We start from the raw sequence: 18,199 nt of genomic DNA, 5'->3' as shown, positions 1-18,199 counted from the left end.
GGGCAGCCTTTTATTCATTACCATTCCTTGCGCAGAGCGAATAAATCATGAAGCTCTTCGTTCGAGAGTTCGGTGATCCACGCTTCCGATGTGGAAATAACGTTTTCGCTCAGACTCATCTTGCTCTCCAGCATTTCGTCGATTTTCTCCTCCAAAGTGCCCAAAGAGATAAATTTGTGTACCTGCACATTCCTTTTTTGCCCCATCCGGTAGGCGCGGTCTGTGGCTTGGTTTTCCACGGCCGGGTTCCACCAGCGGTCAAAGTGGAACACATGGTTCGCGGCGGTTAGATTGAGACCGACACCGCCTGCTTTTAGCGACAAAATAAAGATCCCGGGTCCGTCAGCGGCCTGGAACGAGTCAATCATTTTGTCGCGTTCTTGTTTAGGCGTGCTGCCGTTCAGGTACAGGACGGGTTCGTTCCGCTCGGCCTGCAAAATATCGGCCAACAGCTTGCCCATGCTGACATACTGCGTAAAGATCAGGCAGGAGTCGCCTTCGTCCCGCAGCTCGCCAACCATGGCAACGAGCCGTTCCAGCTTCGCCGAGCGCGTGATGAAAGCTTCCCGGCTGTTTTCGGCGTGCAGACTGTCCTCGGAAAGAGGAGTCTCCTTGGTCAGCAAGACCGGATGGTCGCACAGCTGCTTAAGCTGGGTTAACGCAGACAGGATCGCGCCTTTGCGCTCCATGCCTTCCAGCTTTTTCATCCGTTCCATGAGCTGTTTGACCGCTTGCTCGTAGAGCGCTCCTTGCTCCGCGGTCAAATTCAGGTAGACCTTCGTCTCGAGCTTATCCGGCAAATCGAGCTGGATCGCAGGATCGTTCTTTTTCCGGCGCAGCATGAAAGGCTTGACGAGCTTCTGGAGCTGAAGCGTTCGCTCTTCGTCCTGATGCTTTTCGATCGGATTTGCGAAACGATGCTGAAAGCCGCGCTGGTTCCCCAGATAGCCGGGGTTCAGGAAATCGTAGATCGACCAAAGCTCTGACAGCCGGTTTTCGATCGGCGTACCCGTCAGGGCGATCCGGTGCTTTGCTTTTAGGGAGCGGACCGCTGCGGATTGCTTGTTTTGAGCGTTTTTAATATTTTGCGCTTCATCTAGACAAAGGGAGCTCCATACCGTTTCCTGCAGCGTTTCTTGCTCCATCAATGCGGTCGTATAAGAGGTCAGGACGATGTCGGTGTTTTGCAGCACCTCTGACAGCGCCTCGCCGCTTAACCGCCCTTTGCCGTAGTAGAGCAAAACCTTAAGATCCGGGGCAAAACGCGACAGCTCTTTCTGCCAGTTGCCGAGTACCGAGGTTGGGCAAATGAGCAGAGCGGGCTGCTCGGATTCCGCTTGGTGATGCAGCAAATACGTAATAAATTGAATCGTTTTGCCAAGGCCCATATCATCCGCTAAGCAGGCGCCCAGTCCGAATTTCCGGAGGTAGGTCAGCCATGTAAAGCCTTCCTGCTGATAGCTGCGCAGTTCAGCCCGCAATCCTGCCGGTACTGGCATTGCCTGCAGTTCCGACGGCTGTCCGAGCTGTCGCAGGAGCGCCATGAGATGTCCGTTCAACTCAACTTCCAGTTTGATTCGTTCTTCCTGTTCAGCATCGTCTTCGGCTGTCGGGCTTCCCTTCGGCGTGTTCGCTTGCTCCGATTCGCTGAGCAAATGGAGTTGAAAAATATCGAGCAAAGACAATCCTTCCTGCGGGTCAACACTGGCCATCAGCCTGCGAATCTGCTCAAGCAGAGCCGGGTCCAAATAGACCCATTGGCCGCGGAAGCGGATCAGACGCTCATTGCGCGAAAGCAGCGCGGCGAATTCCGCTTCGCTGAGATCGGCTTCGCCGATGGCAATCCGCCAGTCGAAGTCGACTAGGGCGTTCAGCCCGAATAGCGATTGGGCCTTGCCTCCCGCTTCGGAGGACACCTTCGCGCGCAGCCGCGGCTTTCGTTTGGAAGCGGCCTCCCACCAGCCGGGCAGCATGACATTCCAGCCCCCGTCTAATAGGTGGCGGCTGTCTGTCGTTAAGAACGTCCAAGCCGTTTCATCGCTTAGCGGCTCAGCCAAAAGCGCTGTGCCGCTGCTTCCGCTTGGCAGAGCTTCGGCCAGCCGGGCCGCCCAGCCGGCAGAGCGTTCCTGCACATAGGGGCTCCAACTGCTGTCCCATGCGCCTGAGGCCGTTCCGTCTGCCGAGAGGCGAATCGGCGCCAGCACGGAACTATCTTGTTTGTTTTGAAGCACCAGGCGCAGACGCCAAGTGTCGTCTTCTTCATCCGGCTCCAAAAGCTGCAGCGCAGGGCGGAAGGGAGCCATATCCGGCCGCCAGCCAAGAGAGGCGAGCCATTCGTCTTCCGTCAGCGCGGAGGAGGAAGCCGATCTTAGGAACAGCGCGGGATAATCCCGGCGAAGATCGGAGAGCGCGGCCTCGCTGGCATAGTGCTCCGCAGCGACAACGGCGGCAAACGCTGCCCGAAGGCCGGCAAACCCTTGGCCAAGAGGATCAAGGCTCTCGAATGCCGCCCAATCCAATGTTTTCAGCGCTTCAGACCCGGCGTCCCACGTCCACCCGAGAGCTCCTCTGCGGAAATCGTGCAAACTGGGCACATAACGGCCTTCTTTTACTTCTTGGTACAGAAGAGGCGCGGCTTCCAGCATCGCTTTCATAGCGGTATTCCCGTTATCTACATGCAGGATGTCCATAAATACCGGATTCGCAAAGAAGGGCAGCACCCAATCCGCTGGCAGAACGACGACCGAAATGTCTCCAGCCTGCTGCAGCTCCAGAACGGTCCCGTAAAAAGACGGCCCATGCCATGCGAATAAGAGATTTCGCAGCTTGTCGCCAGCCAATTCCCGCCCGTCAAGCTCTCCCCAGAATAAAGCGTCGCCGCTTTCTGTAAGTGTCATATTTACTGTTAAATCATGCAATATAGCGTTCCTCATCCGAGCAGCTTCCCTTTCCTGAGTTCCTCTTGCAGAGCCCGCAGTCTGCTGTGCCGTTCTACGAAACCGACCAAAAATGTATACCAATGGCCCGGCTGCTTCATTTTTTTGTACACTTTTTCCAACCTTTTTAGCAGCCGGACGGCAGCCTTGTAGTCTTGGCGGTTTTTGAGATTTACGTAATGGTTTACGGCTTGATGGTAATAGGGCAGTAGGAGCTGCGGCGCTTCTTTCTCAATGGGCTGCAGCACGCTGACCCGGTGAAAGAGGGGATCGTGTCCTAAAACAATTTGCATCTCCAGCCATGCCTTCCATTTGCCCTGCTTATAGAGAACGTCTTCGATAAGATAGTAGGAGCGGGGGAGAAGCTGCTCAAATGTTTTCCACATGAGCTCCTCCGCTTCCGGGAAGTGACCGATCGCTTTCTGCCAATAACTCGCGTAAGTATCAAGCTCCCGTGTTCGCGGATTATTGAAGAACATCAACGTTTGGTTTAACCACAGTACGAGTTCCTCCCACTGAAGGGTATTCTGCAAATAGTCAAAGAAAGCGATGAAAAAATAGGTCGGCGTTTCTTTGAAGGAGGGGCCGTTTTCCAATGCTGACCAAGCTTCCTTTGGTTTTGACAGGAGGAGGAGCAAGTAAGCTTTTGCCGCTGAGAGAGAGGGCGTTAACGTAACGTTATCCTCTGTGTCTTGCGTTATTGCTTCTAATTCTTTCGCGGCATATGTCTTGGCTGCTGTTTCGTCTTCAGCAATCCATTCCGTCCAAAGTGCCGAATAGACGCCAAAATCATGATAACTGTGCCCTTGCTGCTGAGTCATCTGATTTCTGAGATAAGCGAAGGTCGTCTCCAGGCGCTCGCTTGACTCTGGATGAAGGTATTGTGAAGCATGTTCCTTCAACAAGCTCAAAATATCATCGTAAATTTTGTAAGTAGCGGAAGACGTAAAGTAGCCTGTACTGCTTTGCGCTTTCTGTTCTTGTATTTTTCTTTGGAGAAAGAGCTCCTGATGCAAGTTAAAAAAGGGCCGGTCCCGATCGGAAAAAGGGATCGCATAGTTGTTCAGCCTCCGTAGTTGACTGCGCAGCTCCTGAACGTACACGCCTTGGTCATACGTCGGTGTAACCGGGGAAGTAAATTGATCCAGAATCGTGTGCCACTCAAGGACGGATATCGTTGCCAGTTGAAGAATGGCCGACTCGGAAGTTGCGAGCGCTGCTGCCCGTTTGAGCTGCATTTTCGCATTCATAATTTGGGTTGCCGGGTATCCGAGACGATCCGCAAGCTCCATCATGACCGCGGCCTGGTGCTTGCAAGTGCTGTGAACCGGGCATGTGCAGCTGCCTTCTCTAAATTTGTTCAGGTTGAGCGAAACACGATAAGATTCTGACCCATTCACTTTTGCTTGGACCAGACGAGCGTCAGTAATGTTTAGAGAGACGACTTGTCCCTGTTTAAAATAAGTAAACCCTCGGCTGAGAGTTACATCGGTGTAAGATTCAGCAACATATTTGAGCAGCTTTAACCACTCTTCATCATTTAAAACGGTGGAAGAACTCATAGGCTGGCTCCTTGCTCATAAATAGAGTAACTATAACCTTATTAGTATAAATAGTGATTAGCATATTGTAAATTTTGTTTATCGTATAAATGAGAAAAAGAATAGTCATAATTGGAATAGAGCCGCATTGACAATTGATACTGTAATAATTATAATTACAGTATAGCAAGTGAATAAAATTTCGCTAAAGGCGGTGCTGGATGATGAACTATCAAATTAGTGATTGGGTTACGGCCACTACGAACCAAGATGAAATGTTGCATGGGTATGTAGAATCCATGGATGTACTGGGAGGTTTGACTCGTATTTACGTGATCGCATCAGACCGTGAATCAGCGATCGGTAAAGTTATGGAAGTCAGCAGCCAGGATGTCAGGAAATTGCCGGTTAGCTCGCTCGATATAGAAGAACAAGTAAAAAGCTTGATCGATGTAGCCCTCGCCGTGCGAGATGAGATGTGGTTCCTTGAGCTGACAGGAAAACTGCTTGCTATGCAGCAAAGCGAATCAAGACGCAGCGAGCGGAGCGCCATTCCGACGCTTGCTTTCAGAAACCGTTTAGGCGTTGATCAGATATAAGGAAAGCCAATCCAACAAGACATGATGAGCATGTCGAGTGGATTGGCTTTTTTTGATGATGGAATCCGCCGCGAGAGGCCCCAAAAAGCCGTCTCGGAACCCGAGCCGGCGAAGCTTTGCACGGAGACGTCCGAAAAGGCCGTCTCCGGCAGCAGCCGCGGCGCCAACGCCTCATCCGCCGCGCCGCGCTCTTTACTGCGCAGGCGCCTTTTTCACAACCTGCGGCCCCTTGGCCATCTCGGCTTCAAACAGAGCTTGCAGCTCAGTGATTTTTCTTGGATCGGTGAGCGCCATTTTATCGGTAAAATACTTCTCGACAACGAGCTCCCACGTAGGGACGATTTTCTGCGCCGTTATAGAGCGGATAGCTGTCTTAAGCAGCCGTCTTTCCTTAGCGTTGCTATACACGTCTACATATTGCTGTATCCGCTCGAAATCGAGCTCCTGGAAGATGGCCTTAAACACGAGCGCCGTCATCCGGGCATCGTCCAGCGCTCTGTGGGCGGAGCCTTGGGCTTCAATTTGCAAATCGAGCAGGGCCGCTTCGACGCTGACATCATTCGTTACATTTTTGTAGCGGATAAAGCCCTTCAATAAATCAAAATAGTTGGCGTTCATCCAGTACGCATCCTCTAATTTATGCATCCGCGTATCAAAAACAATGCGCTTCAAATCCTCGCCGCCCCACGTTACGAGCAGAAATGCTTCGCTTCGGTTTAACCAGCTGATGAAATTCGCAATCACACGGCGAAAGCCGGCGGCGGCATCGATGTCCTCTTGGGGAATACCGGTCTTCTTTTTTATAAATCCGTTCAATTTGGAGAAATAAACCGGCTTGATCAAGGAGGAAAACTCATCGACAGGCTGGAGGGAGTCATTAAGACGCACCGCTCCGATCTCGATTACCTCCATGGGCAAATCGCTCGCAAATTTCCGGCCGTTAAATTCAATATCCAAAATAATGTAGTCCATGAGGGGACCCCCGTTCTTTCTATTCCTATCATTGTATCAAATCATGTTTCTTCGCTTTTCCATAGATTGCGCTTAGTACCAGACTAAATATCAGCCCGATAAAAGACATGATGGAAATCCATAAATATAGCGTTTTTCCGCCAAAGCTTTCATAGAACCATCCGCCCAGATATGAGGCAACAATACCGGACACCCCGAAAAACAGCAGGGCCAGCACGGTTTGACCGGTCGCTCTCCACTCCTCTGGGACGATGCGGTACAAATATTGGATCGCTGCCGAATAAAAAATCGGAAAAGTGAAAGTTTGGAGCAGCTGCAAGTAGACCAGCGCATGAGGCTCCGTGATCCACGAGGACAGAATAAACCGGATGAAATAAAAGAATGCCGAGAAAGCAATGATGGCAAGTTCTTTCCCTTTTCGCAGCCACCAAAAGCTTAAGGCGAATACGAGAATTTCGCTTCCTGCGGCCAGAAACCACGCTTGCCCGACAAGCTCGGGACTACCGCCTAATTTCCGCAGGTAAACGCCTAAAAAGGTGTCATTAATTCTTTGGGGAACGGCAACAATAAAGATTAACGCCATAAACCAAATTGTTTCTTTATTTCCTAGGAAATTTCGCAAACTTTTTAATGTAATGGGCTTCCCTGTGACGGGAGCATCCGGCAGTGCCAAACAGATCAGAAAGCTGATCGCGCCGATTCCGCCGAAAAGAATGCCCAAGCTGTTGAGGCCTAAATACTGAATCGCATAGCCGACGGCCAGCGACATAACGGCATAGCCAACCGCGCCAAATGTGCGAATGGAACCATAGCTGACTTGATTAGCCTCCGCGGTCTGGAAGTTCAGGCTTTCCGTCAATGGATCAAGCGGCATTAAGAAAAAGTACAAAAACATCGTAAACAGAAGCAGCACAATGAAGCTGTTGGATGTGTACAACAAATACCCGACAACGCTTGAACACGCCAATAGCAGCAGCATAACCTTTTTAATGGTTTTGGTTTTGTCGCTAATCATGCCCCACAAGGGCTGTGAGAAGATCGTAATGATTCCTCCCGTACCGATGATCAGGCCAATCTTGGTCGCCGGAAGTCCTTGGGCATCTAAATAAACAGGCAGAAATGAAACGAACATGGCAAGCATGGCAAAATACAAGAAATTAAACGAACGTAAAAAATTTGCTGCGCGCATTATGACCTTAACCTTCCTAAGTAAAATAAAAGCTATTTGCTGTAAAACTACATTCTATCACGTTGTACGAAAGATTCCAAAAAGAAAATCGTGCAAGAAGAGAAGATGACACTCGAAATCCATCATGGTTATCTTCTTTTCCGTGGAAAGGATTGATTTCATGCCAATATGCGTTTAAAATGCTCAGTAATCTGTTGGTGAGGTGTTCGCAATGCGCAAAGTGCTCGAACGTTATTGGAAACGCTTTTTTCAGCGTAAAACGTTTTTTCGCAATATGGTGACTTTAGCTTTGTTCGCGACAATCGTCCCCGTGCTTGCCGTGGGCTTCGGAAGTTATTTGTTTTCGGCATCGGCGGTGCAAAAGGAAGTCAATCAATCGAATGTCCGGATATTGAATAATGTGTCCTCCAGCATCGATTCGACGCTGGACCGGATTCAAAACAACGCCATTCAAATGATGCTCGGCAGTTTTTTTAGCTCGAATTTGACGGAATTAAAGAATACGAACTACACTGGCTTTTATTCCAGCATGTCAAGGGAAATGTCCGCTCTGCAGAACGGGAACAAAGAAGTCAGTGATGTCGCAATGTACGTCCCGGACGAAGGCTATTTGATCTCTTCTTTTTACGGCGGCAGAAAAATAGAAAGTGAACAACAACGTGAGGCTTTGCGGAAAGAGATTGATTCCGAGGATCAGATCAAATGGGTGACCGGCCCTTACCCGAATTTGCCTGGTTACAACGTAAACGGCGTTACATTCATCAGTAAAGTGCCGCTGCTGGCCAAGGAGCCGGCAGGACTTTTATTTATTCATATTGACGAAGCGCTATTTAAAGATATTATGGAGGAATTCGTAAGCTACAAAGGCGAGCAAATGTATATCCTCAATGCGCAGGGAGATCTCATTACTTCCACAGGAGGGGAGCTTGTCCCGGAAGGATTGTTTGATCTCGTCGCGCAGAAACGGTCGGAGCCGCGTTTTGCTTTTGAAGTAAACGGCACCGATTACATGGTTACGCCGATCACCTCCGTTTACAACAAGTGGCAGTATATCAATCTCGTGCCTGTGAAGGAATTGAGCGCCAAATCGAACGGTATCGCACTCATTACGCTGGTCATTGTCGCCATCTGCCTCGTACTCGGTTCTCTTTTCGCATTCTGGGGAACCCGGCGTGTCTATCGTCCGATTCAGAATCTCGTCTCTCAAGTAAAAGGCGGCCAAGTCTATGACACGGAAACGGATGAAGTCGGTTTTATGCGCAGGCGCTGGATGGAGCTCAGCAGTGAAGCCAGCGAATTGCAGCAACAATTGAGAGATCAACTGCCGTTAATTCGGGAGATTTTTGCTCTGCAGCTCCTGCAGGGAAGGTTTCTTCATTACTCCGGGGAGCAGTTGGACGTTATGCTGCGGAGATACGACGTGCCTGCCGGATTAGAGAACTGCATCTTCGTTCTTGCTTACGATTTGCAGCCGGAGCGCCCTGCGCGCTTTCAGGAAAGTGACCATGACTTAATTGTTTTCGCGGTGAAAAATATTGTGGATGATTTGCTGCGTTCTCATAACAGGAAAGGGATTATCATCAATCTGCTCAATGACCAAATTGCCGTTTGGCTGTTCTATGAACAAGAGTCTGTTTCAGAATCCGGATCGTCCGGCGTCAAAGCTTTCATTGAACGGCTTCGGGGGCTTGTGTCCGATTATTTGCATCTTCCGGTGACGATTGGGATGAGCGGTCAAAGCGAGCTGATTTCGGATGTGCCTGAGCTCTACGAAGAAGCGGTAATGGCCGTCCGTTCCCGTATTCTTGTGGGAGATAATCAGGTGATCGCACATACGGGCGGCAGCGAATCGGAACTTCATTACCGTTATCCGCTTGAAATTGAGACGCATTTTGAAAATTCTTTGCAAATCGGCGACAGGCAAGAGGCGGAGCGCATGCTGGACGAGTTCGCCAAGTCGATGCAGGAAGCCGTTCACAAGCCTGAACTTATTCAAATTTCGTATTACAGGCTGCTGACAGCCGCCATTCGCACAGCCTATTTGCTTGGAGCCGATTCGGCGATATTGCTTGATGAAGCGGAATCCGATCCTTACACGCAGATCCGCAAAATCAGCACAATTCGCGAATTGAATGAATGGTTCAAAGCGGAGCTGGTAACGCCGATCACAACGTATGTACACGGTAAGCAGCATCAGGAGCATGAGTTGTTAATCCATAAAGTTGTCCGTTTTATCGAGGACAATTACCATTTCGATTTGTCGCTCGATCAGTGCGCGCAGATATGCGGGTTAAGCCCCCACTATTTAAGCAAACAGTTCAAGAAGACCATGGATGTCTCCTTTATCGAATTTTTGACGAAGCTTCGAATTGACAGGGCGGTCGACCTGCTTCGGACAACGAATTTGTCCGTCTCGGACGTTGCCGAGAAAGTCGGCTATCAAACTAAAAATTTCATCCGTGTCTTTAAAAAGCATACGGGAGTTACGCCGGGGCAATTTCGGGGGACCGATATCGCAAATTAAGATGCCCATATTTTGTTGCGCGTTTCGCAAACTGACAAGAAAAGAGCATAATTCCAGGGAGAAGCCCGGCAGTACAAGGGGTTTCTCTTTTTTTGTGTATGGCATTTTCCGAGCACAAGAATTGTTCATTGTTCATCGAACCACCCTCAGGTACGATCTGTTCAGGAGCAAGCGAGCAAGATGCCAAAGACATGAAGAGGGTGAGGAAAAAATGTTACAGGGTCAAGCGGAGCGGCTGCAGCAAATGGAGCCAACCGAAATCAAACAGGAAAAAGGTGCCTTGCACACAGGGGTACAAGAATGGAAGACCGCGATCAAGCGTGATAAATATTTGTATCTCATGGCGGCGCCGGGGTTATTGTTTTTCCTTATCTTCAAATATTTTCCCCTATGGGGATTGCTGCTTGCTTTTCAGAATTATTCCCCGTATTTAGGGTTTTGGGGCAGTGAGTGGGTCGGATTCAAATATTTCTATGAATTTTTTGCGAATCCGGATTTTATGCTGCTTTTTCGCAATACGATGGCGATCTCGCTGCTGAATATTGCGTTCTTTTTCCCGATTCCCATTATTGTGGCGCTGCTGTTGAATGAAGTGAGAAGTCTGCTTTTCAAAAAAATTGTGCAAACGGTCGTATATTTGCCGCATTTCCTTTCATGGGTCATTATCGTCGGCATATGTTTTCTGATCTTTGGGCAAGCGAGCGGCGTGATTAATCAGCTTATCGTTCAGTTCGGAGGCGAGAAGATCGAATTCCTGACGGAGCCGAACTATTTCTGGGCGATGCTGACGGCGCAGAGCATTTGGAAGGAAGCGGGCTGGGGCACCATTATTTTTCTCGCCGCTCTCGCAGGCATCAATTCCGAGCAGTACGAAGCTGCGCAAATTGACGGCGCGAACCGTTGGCAGCAAATGCTGAACGTTACTCTGCCCGGTATCCGGGGCACGATTATCGTGCTGCTCATCCTCCGGCTCGGCCAAGTGATGGATGTCGGTTTTGAGCAAATTTACTTGATGAGCAGCGGACCTGTTGCGCATTTGGCCGATGTGTTCGATACGTACGCCTATCGGGTTGGCATTCAGCAGGGAAGATTCGGCTACGCGACGGTGGCAGGTCTGTTCAAATCCGTTGTTGGCCTTATCCTCGTGGTGACAGCCAATCGCGTGGCCAAAAAATTCGGCGAGGAGGGGCTCTACTAAGATGAACAACAGCTTGGGATCGAAAATGTTCAATGCGCTGAACTATGCGGTTTTAACGGTGTTCGGACTTGTCACACTGCTGCCGTTTATTTACGTGGTCATTATTTCCTTTACAGATCCGTCGGAATACTTAGCCAAACCGCTCATTTTAATTCCGGAGAATTGGAGCCTTTCGGCTTATGAATTTATTTTTTCGACGAACGCTTTCGTGAATGCCATGGGCGTCAGCGGGTTTCTGGCGGTCGTCGGCACGCTGATGAGCCTGCTGATTACTAGTGCGCTTGCCTATGTGTTATCGAGAAAAAGGCTGAAAGGAAAGAAATTTTTCCTTGTTGCGATCTTGATGACCATGCTCTTTAATCCAGGCATGATCCCGAACTATTTGCTCGTGGACAGTCTCGGCTTAATGGATTCGGTGTGGGCGCTCATTTTCCCCGCCTTAACAAGCGCTTGGTATGTCTTCTTAATGAAAAACTTTTATCAAGATATCCCGGATGAGCTGGAGGAAGCTGCCAAAATTGACGGCTGCTCCGATATCGGCGTCTTTGTCCGGATCATGCTGCCCATCTCCGTCTCGGCGCTTGCGGCATTTGGCTTATTTTACGCTGTAGCCTATTGGAATACGTACTTTAGCGGCGTTCTTTATATTAACCGGGATGCGCTGAGACCGTTGCAAGTGCTGCTTCAGATGATGTTAATCTCTGCTTCGCAAATGGGAGACCCCTCTGTTGCCGCAATGCTGGAAAGCGAGCGGACTGTGCCTCCGCAGGTGATCAAAATGGCTGCCGTCGTCGTCTCATCGCTGCCCATCGTGGTCGTCTATCCGTTCCTGCAAAAATATTTTGTCAAAGGCATGATGGTCGGTTCCGTAAAAGGGTAATCTTGGCCTTGCAGCCTTGAAAGGGGTGATGCGATTTCTAAACGGTTGGCCGAACAAGTTTTCCTTCTAAAACAGGGATGATAAGATTGGAATAATAAACGGGAGGTCTTTCTATGAAAACGATGGTAAAAAAATTCACGGTTCTGATGACGGCTGCAGCACTTACGGCAACCTTGGCAGCTTGCGGTGACAATTCGACTGGAGGTCAAAAGGCAGCGAACACGGCCGGCAGCAAGCCCGCTGCGCCTACAGATATTTCGGTGACGACGCTTGCTTTCGCAGCGGCTCCGACAGGGGAACTGGAAGCTGTCAAAAAGCTTAACGAGAAATTCAATATGAATCTGAAGCTGAGCTGGATTCCTTCCGCTCAAATCACGGAAAAGCTGAATGCCCTGCTTGCTTCCAGAGATTTGCCGGACGTTCTCTTCGTGGAAGATTTTAATTATACGCCTGCTTTTCTGAATGCTATCGATCAAGGTGCATTTTGGGATTTGACGCCTTATGTGAAAAACTATCCGAATTTGGCTAAATATCCTGAAAACGTATTCAAAAACGCATCCGTGAAAGGGAAGCTGTACTCGATACCGCGCGTCAGACCGCTCGATGGCCACGAGGCGATGCTGATTCGCAAGGATTGGCTCGACACGCTGGGCATGCAGCCGCCTAAAACGATGGATGAGCTTTATAATGTCATGGAGGCGTTTGCGAAAAAAGATCCCGACGGCAATGGCAAAGCCGATACCTATGGCGCTGTTTTGGCTGGATCGCCGGGGCCGGCCAGCTATTTGTTGTCCATGTTCGGAACGGGAACAAAGTGGAAGGACGAGAACGGCAGTCTGATTCCGTACTGGTGGACACCGCAGGCCAAAGAGGCGCTTGCCTATTGGAATAAAGCGTTCAAAGCCGGAGGCATTATGCCTGACTTCCCTGTGCTGAAGACCGCTCAATTCAAGGATATGCTCGTTGCCGGGAAAGCGGGCATTGCGTTCGCGAACGTCGTAGATGCCTACAAATACAATCTTGAGCTGCAAAAAGCGAATCCGAAAGCGAATTTGATTGCGGTGGAGCTACCGAAAGCTCCGGATGGCAAGGCGTACTATGAGCAAGCCAGCGGTTTCTACGGTCAATTCCTGATCAATAAAAAATCAGTGGATGAAGCTAAGCTGAAGAAAATACTGGAGGTTTTTGATTATACATCGACTGTAGACGGTTACAATCTGGCTGTATACGGGATGCCGGACGTGGATTACAAAGTTAAACCGGACGGCTTTGTCGAGCAGACCGAGGAAGGCAAGAAAAAAGGATATTCCGGCGATACGACAGGCCAATGGGTGACAGGTTATTTTGACAAATATTCGAGAGCCAAGACAACGGGCATTCCGAGCGACGTGTTTGAGGCAAACAAGAAAATCATTGATGCGATTAGCTCCATTCCGGATCCGACTTACGGATTAACCAAAACGGCACCTTTTCAGGAAAAAGGGGCAGATTGGGACAAGAAGCTTAACGATATGCTCGTTAACGTAATCATCGGCAAAAACTCACTGGACGATTGGGACAAATTTGTCAAAACGTTTAAAGACGACCCGAGCTTCCAGCAGCATGTGAAAGAAACGAATGATGCGTACAAAGAAAAGATGAAGAAATAACCGTCGTTGATGGGAGAGCCCGATTGTTCCCGAGGGGAAATCGGGTTTTCTTCCAATAGGCTTTTTTTGCCTAGTCGGCTTTTTTTGTTAGAACGAATCGTCTTTTTTTATCGGGCATGTGCAAGAATTGAAGATTGCCCATATGAATAAGTCTCTTTTATGATAGGAAAGCAAGTTGAAAAGAAAGGACGGATGACATGCAATCATCGCCGAAAGTAATTCCCACCTCCAAACAGCTTGCTTATAAAGAGTGGGAATTTGGATTGTTTTTGCATTTCGGCCTGCGCACCTTCTATGAAGGGTATATCGATTTCGATGAGCGACCGATGTCTCTTTCAGCTTTCCAGCCCTCAGGACTGGATTGCGAACAGTGGATTCGGACCGCCAAGGAAGCGGGGATGAATTACGCGGTATTGACGGCCAAGCATCACGACGGTTTCTCGAATTGGCCGACGCGGTATTCGGATTTCTCGGTTGCGGGAACGCCCTGGAAAGAGGGCAAAGGCGATGTCGTTCAGGAATTTGTAAGCGCATGCCGTAAGTATGACGTTAAGCCCGGCTTGTATTATTCGCCTTTTGACGGCTCGGCTGACTTTTACACACAGGATGCAAAGGCGTATGACGATTATTTTGTCAACCAGATTACCGAGCTTTTAACGAACTATGGCGACATCGACATTCTTTGGTTCGACGGCTGCGGCTCCGAGGGGCATGACTATGACTGGAAGCGCATAATCGGCGAAATCCGTCGGATGCAGCCGAACATTCTCATTTTTAACATGGGAGACCCTGACTTTCGTTGGGTGGGCAATGAAGACGGCATAGCACCGATACCATGCTGGAATGTCGTAGATTCGACGGAATTTTCGATTTTAACGGAGGAAAAGGAGCAATTGGACGGGCAGCTTTGGCTGCCGGCGGAATGCGATGTCCAGCTGCGGGCGAATTGGTTTTACAGCGATTCCGACGAGCATCTGATAAAAAGCACCGAAGAACTGATGGGGCTCTACTATCACTCCGTTGGACGGGGAGCCAACTTGCTGCTCAATGTCGGACCCGATCGGGAAGGATTATTTCACGTGAAGGACGCGCAGCGGCTTTTGGAATTCGGTTCGGAAATTCAACGCCGTTTTGGCAGCCCGATCGGTACGATGGCGCAGTGCATGAGAAGGAACAATACTTGGATTTATGAGCCAACAGAACCGCATTTACTCGATCATATTGTGATTCAAGAAGATTTGACGAATGGCGAGCATGTCAGAAGCTTTGCAGTAACGATCATCACAAAGAAAAGCGGAAGGGCTGTGACTGTTTATGAAGGAAGAAACATCGGTCATAAAGCGATCATCCGAATTCCAGCTGTCTATGTGAGTGGCGTGATGCTTGAGATTACGGATAGCGACGGGGAGGCTGCTCTGAAAGATTTGAGTTTTCATCATAGCGGACAGTAAGCAGGAGGGAGTCATCTCCCTCTGAGAACGACTCGCTACCCTTTTAAGAAAATATGCCGATGAGGTGATCGTTATGGGAAAAATGAGCAAGCTAGTATCGGTCAGTATGATTTCGAGTCTTCTGGTTTCCTTCAACCCCTTTTTTGAAAGCGCTTATCCTAAGGCGGCGGCCGCAGCTGTCAATTTGATAAACAATGGCGGCTTCGAGCAAACGACAACGACGCCGGATGCGAGTTGGAACGGGATTGCCAGTCCGGCTCCGGCCGGGTGGGGATTATGGATTCCAACCGGGAGCGGGAAAGCGCCGAATCAAACGGCGAATGTATCTTTGGACTCTACGACTTATCATGAAGGGAGCAAATCCATTTTGTTTGACGCTTTTGCAACAAGCCGGATTTCTGTGAATCAGAGCGTGCTGACGGTGGCAGCCGGCAAATCCTACCGGCTTAAAATGTGGGTGAAAACGGAGAATGTGACGGGGACTGGGGCGTATTTTCGAACGCAATTTTATAACACGAGCAAAGTAGGAGACGGACCGGCGTCCGCCAAATTGCTGGGGACCAGGGACTGGACGCTGCAGCAAGTATTCATGACGATCCCGGCCAATGTTACGAAGCTGGTCATTGAGCCGTTCCTTGAAACCGGCAAGGGAAAAGTGTGGTTTGATGATATAAGCTTGGAGGAATACAACGGAGTTACGGGAATTACGTTGGATCAAACGGCGTTTTCCATGGCTCAAGGGGCAACGGCAGCGCTGACTCCGACGTTCGTTCCAGCGAATGCGGCGGACAAAACGGTCGTCTGGAGCTCGACGAACCCAAGCGTAGCAACGGTTGACGCAAGCGGCATCATAACGGGGGCAGGGCTCGGTTCCGCTACGATTACGGTGTCTACGCCGGATGGCACGATCAAAGCACAGTGTATCGTCAACGTTGAATCTGCGGAGCTGTTTCAATCGTACGCGCAGCTTCGGACAAAATGGTTCAGCAAGCTGACAGGCGGCACCGGCTACGATCCTTCGGATACTGACATTTCCGCCAACCTGACGAAAATCGCGGACAGCGTCACGAACGCTAATGGAACCGGCATATGGGATACGCTCAACAAATCGGCGAACCGGACGCTAGCCTGGAATGACCTTGCCAGCACGACGGATTCGGCGCAAGTCACAACGGCGTACAGCAGGCTGAAGACAATGGCGCTCGCTTATTCGCACAAGGGCTCAAGCTTATATCACAATGCGGCTCTGAAGAGCGATATCCTAAGCACGCTGGATTGGCTGAACGCTAACCGCTACAACGAATCCCAAACCGAGTACGGCAACTGGTGGGATTGGGAAATCGGCGCGCCGCAAATTATGAATGATGTCCTCGTGCTTATGTACGAGCACTTGACGCCAACACAAATCACGAAGCATATGAAAGCAATCGATCGTTTTGTTCCTGATCCCAAAAAACGAACGCTCAACAACGTTGTAGAAACCGGAGCTAATTTGCTGGACAAAGCTCTGGTTGTTACGATGCGCGGCGTGATCGGCAACAACAGCGCAAAAATTACGCAGGGGCGTGATGCCATCGGCCCGGAATTCATTTATACCACTAGCGGAGACGGAGTTTACAAGGACGGTTCTCTTGTGCAGCATACGAATATCGCATACACAGCGGGGTATGGTGCCGTATGGTTAAGCCGAGCGGCGGATATGACCTACGAGCTGAACGGCTCGCCGTGGCCGGTAACGGATCCGAACGTTAACAATGTGTACAAATGGGTTTCCGATACGTTCGAGCCCGTGATTTATAAAGGACTTTATATGGATATGGTCAACGGCAGAGGCATTTCCAGACAAGCCACGGGCAGCGCCAGAAGCACGATTACAACCTTGCTGCGCTTAGCGGAAGGTGCGCCGGCGGATGTGGCGTTATCGATTAAGCGGATGGCGAAGGAATGGATTTTGACGGATACAACCTATGCCAATTATATGGATGGACTGCCGATCTATGAGCTGACGCTGATTAAAGAGCTGATGAACAATCCTTCGATCCAACCGAGAGGCGAATTGAAGCTTAATCAAGTATTTGCGGGCATGGACCGGGTCGTTCACCTGCGTGACGGTTATGGCTTTGGACTCAGTCTTTTCTCGAACCGGATTTCTGCTTTTGAAAAAGGAAACAACGAAAATTTAAAAGGCTGGTACACGGGAATCGGGATGACCTTTCTGTACGATCAAGACCTTAACCAGTACCGCAATGATTTCTGGCCGACCGTGGATTCGTTCCGGCTGCCGGGCACAACGACGGATCAATCCGGCAAAGGCGTGACGCCGGGCGAGTGGACATCGTATATGAACTCGAAAAATTGGGTCGGCGGCTCCTCCATCGATGGCCTTTACGGTGCGGCAGGCATGGATTTCTCCATGGATAAAGTGACGGGCAGCAATCTGCAGGGCAAGAAATCGTGGTTCATGTTCGACGATGAAATCGTTGCCTTAGGAGCAGGAATTTCCAAAAGCTCAGGGGGAACTTCCCCCGTTGAAACGATCATCGACAATCGTAAACTGAATGATGCCGGAAACAATGCGCTAACGATCAACGGCTCCCTGCAATCGAGCGCGCTTGGCTGGTCGGGAACGGTAAACAATGTGAGCTGGGCTCATTTGGCCGGCAATGTGCCGGGTTCCGATATCGGTTATTATTTCCCTGGGTCTTCAAACGTGTATGCCTTGCGCGAAGCAAGAACCGGCAGCTGGAAAGAGATTAACAGCGGTCAGTCGGATACGCCGGTTACGCGAAATTACGTGAGCTTGGCGTTCGAGCACGGGCAAACGCCTTCGAATGCATCGTATGCTTACGTCATGCTGCCTCATAAAGATGCCGCAGCAACGGAAGCTTACAGCCACGCGCCGAATGTTGAGATCGTTAGCAATACGGCGGCTGTGCACGCGGTGAAAGAGAAGAAGCTTGGGATCACGGCAGCCAACTTCTGGAATCCGGGTTCAGCAGCAGGTATCACCGCCTACAATCCGGCCTCTGTCATGATCAAGGAATCAGACACAGAGCTGAAAATTGCCGTCTCCGATCCAACGCAGGCGCAAAGCGCGATTTCACTTGAGCTTGGCAAGGCGGGGCTGACGTTCGTTAGCGGGGACGATACGATCTCCGTGCAGCAAACTTCGCCGACGTTAAAGCTGAGCGTTCAAGTGGCCAACTCCTTCGGCAGGACGCATGTCATCACGTTCAAAAAGGATGTCGCAGCCCCGTAAC

The 18,199-nt window shown here is 50.0% G+C and carries 11 protein-coding genes; 7 read left to right on the top strand and 4 right to left on the bottom strand.

What is annotated here, in order from left to right; all coding sequences use genetic code 11:
• Window positions 1-17 precede the first annotated feature (17 nt).
• Together AC3WRW_RS01785 and AC3WRW_RS01780 are read right to left on the bottom strand one after the other, a co-directional pair.
• A complete protein-coding gene (locus AC3WRW_RS01785) occupies window positions 18-2,897 on the bottom strand; it encodes a DEAD/DEAH box helicase (RefSeq protein ID WP_492544409.1) in 2,880 nt (959 codons plus the stop codon).
• 32 nt (window positions 2,898-2,929) lie between these two features.
• Window positions 2,930-4,498, bottom strand: coding sequence for an SWIM zinc finger family protein (locus AC3WRW_RS01780; RefSeq protein WP_492544407.1), 1,569 nt, complete (start codon window positions 4,496-4,498; stop codon window positions 2,930-2,932).
• 200 nt (window positions 4,499-4,698) lie between these two features.
• Here AC3WRW_RS01780 and AC3WRW_RS01775 point away from each other — a divergent pair, with 200 nt between their 5' ends.
• Window positions 4,699-5,076 carry a hypothetical protein gene (locus AC3WRW_RS01775; protein WP_492544405.1) on the top strand — a complete coding sequence of 126 codons (378 nt, stop codon included), beginning with the start codon at window positions 4,699-4,701 and terminating at the stop codon, window positions 5,074-5,076.
• A 192-nt stretch (window positions 5,077-5,268) separates the two neighbouring features.
• On the opposite strand, the gene AC3WRW_RS01770 is transcribed toward AC3WRW_RS01775, so the two are convergent.
• Together AC3WRW_RS01770 and AC3WRW_RS01765 are read right to left on the bottom strand one after the other, a co-directional pair.
• The gene (locus AC3WRW_RS01770) at window positions 5,269-6,048 is read right to left on the bottom strand and encodes a 3'-5' exonuclease (RefSeq protein WP_492544403.1); all 780 of its coding nucleotides are present in this window, start codon (window positions 6,046-6,048) and stop codon (window positions 5,269-5,271) included.
• Window positions 6,049-6,076: 28 nt separating this feature from the next.
• Window positions 6,077-7,237: an MFS transporter gene (locus AC3WRW_RS01765; protein WP_492544401.1), complete on the bottom strand. Its 1,161-nt coding sequence runs from the start codon at window positions 7,235-7,237 to the stop codon at window positions 6,077-6,079.
• 211 nt (window positions 7,238-7,448) lie between these two features.
• On the opposite strand from AC3WRW_RS01765, the gene AC3WRW_RS01760 reads away from it, so the two are divergent.
• From AC3WRW_RS01760 to AC3WRW_RS01735, 6 genes are all read left to right on the top strand, one after another.
• Window positions 7,449-9,761 (top strand): AraC family transcriptional regulator, encoded by a 2,313-nt coding sequence (locus AC3WRW_RS01760; protein ID WP_492544399.1) that lies wholly within the window; start codon window positions 7,449-7,451, stop codon window positions 9,759-9,761.
• A 244-nt stretch (window positions 9,762-10,005) separates the two neighbouring features.
• Entirely contained in the window at window positions 10,006-10,959 is a 954-nt protein-coding gene (locus tag AC3WRW_RS01755; RefSeq protein ID WP_492544688.1) for an ABC transporter permease, read from the top strand.
• Between the two features lies 1 nt (window position 10,960).
• Window positions 10,961-11,839: a carbohydrate ABC transporter permease gene (locus AC3WRW_RS01750; protein WP_492544397.1), complete on the top strand. Its 879-nt coding sequence runs from the start codon at window positions 10,961-10,963 to the stop codon at window positions 11,837-11,839.
• Between the two features lie 113 nt (window positions 11,840-11,952).
• Complete coding sequence (locus tag AC3WRW_RS01745; protein ID WP_492544395.1) at window positions 11,953-13,488, top strand: type 2 periplasmic-binding domain-containing protein; 1,536 nt, start codon at window positions 11,953-11,955, stop codon at window positions 13,486-13,488.
• Between the two features lie 197 nt (window positions 13,489-13,685).
• Window positions 13,686-14,939, top strand: coding sequence for an alpha-L-fucosidase (locus AC3WRW_RS01740; RefSeq protein WP_492544393.1), 1,254 nt, complete (start codon window positions 13,686-13,688; stop codon window positions 14,937-14,939).
• A gap of 73 nt (window positions 14,940-15,012) precedes the next feature.
• Window positions 15,013-18,198: a polysaccharide lyase family 8 super-sandwich domain-containing protein gene (locus AC3WRW_RS01735; RefSeq protein ID WP_492544391.1), complete on the top strand. Its 3,186-nt coding sequence runs from the start codon at window positions 15,013-15,015 to the stop codon at window positions 18,196-18,198.
• The last annotated feature ends 1 nt before the right edge of the window (window position 18,199 follow it).

The organism is Paenibacillus sp. FW126-R14, assembly GCF_058789495.1.
The sequence above is the reverse complement of the archived record's forward strand: the minus strand, read 5'-3'. Positions and strand labels throughout refer to the sequence as shown.

Bases quoted from the DNA above. Each gene is read 5' to 3' on its own strand.
- AC3WRW_RS01750 (WP_492544397.1), top strand. From the start codon at position 10,961: ATGAACAACAGCTTGGGATCGAAAATGTTCAATGCGCTGAACTATGCG.
- AC3WRW_RS01785 (WP_492544409.1), bottom strand. From the start codon at position 2,897: ATGACACTTACAGAAAGCGGCGACGCTTTATTCTGGGGAGAGCTTGAC.
- AC3WRW_RS01780 (WP_492544407.1), bottom strand. From the start codon at position 4,498: ATGAGTTCTTCCACCGTTTTAAATGATGAAGAGTGGTTAAAGCTGCTC.
- AC3WRW_RS01745 (WP_492544395.1), top strand. From the start codon at position 11,953: ATGAAAACGATGGTAAAAAAATTCACGGTTCTGATGACGGCTGCAGCA.
- AC3WRW_RS01760 (WP_492544399.1), top strand. From the start codon at position 7,449: ATGCGCAAAGTGCTCGAACGTTATTGGAAACGCTTTTTTCAGCGTAAA.
- AC3WRW_RS01735 (WP_492544391.1), top strand. From the start codon at position 15,013: ATGGGAAAAATGAGCAAGCTAGTATCGGTCAGTATGATTTCGAGTCTT.
- AC3WRW_RS01765 (WP_492544401.1), bottom strand. From the start codon at position 7,237: ATGCGCGCAGCAAATTTTTTACGTTCGTTTAATTTCTTGTATTTTGCC.
- AC3WRW_RS01770 (WP_492544403.1), bottom strand. From the start codon at position 6,048: ATGGACTACATTATTTTGGATATTGAATTTAACGGCCGGAAATTTGCG.
- AC3WRW_RS01740 (WP_492544393.1), top strand. From the start codon at position 13,686: ATGCAATCATCGCCGAAAGTAATTCCCACCTCCAAACAGCTTGCTTAT.
- AC3WRW_RS01775 (WP_492544405.1), top strand. From the start codon at position 4,699: ATGATGAACTATCAAATTAGTGATTGGGTTACGGCCACTACGAACCAA.
- AC3WRW_RS01755 (WP_492544688.1), top strand. From the start codon at position 10,006: ATGGAGCCAACCGAAATCAAACAGGAAAAAGGTGCCTTGCACACAGGG.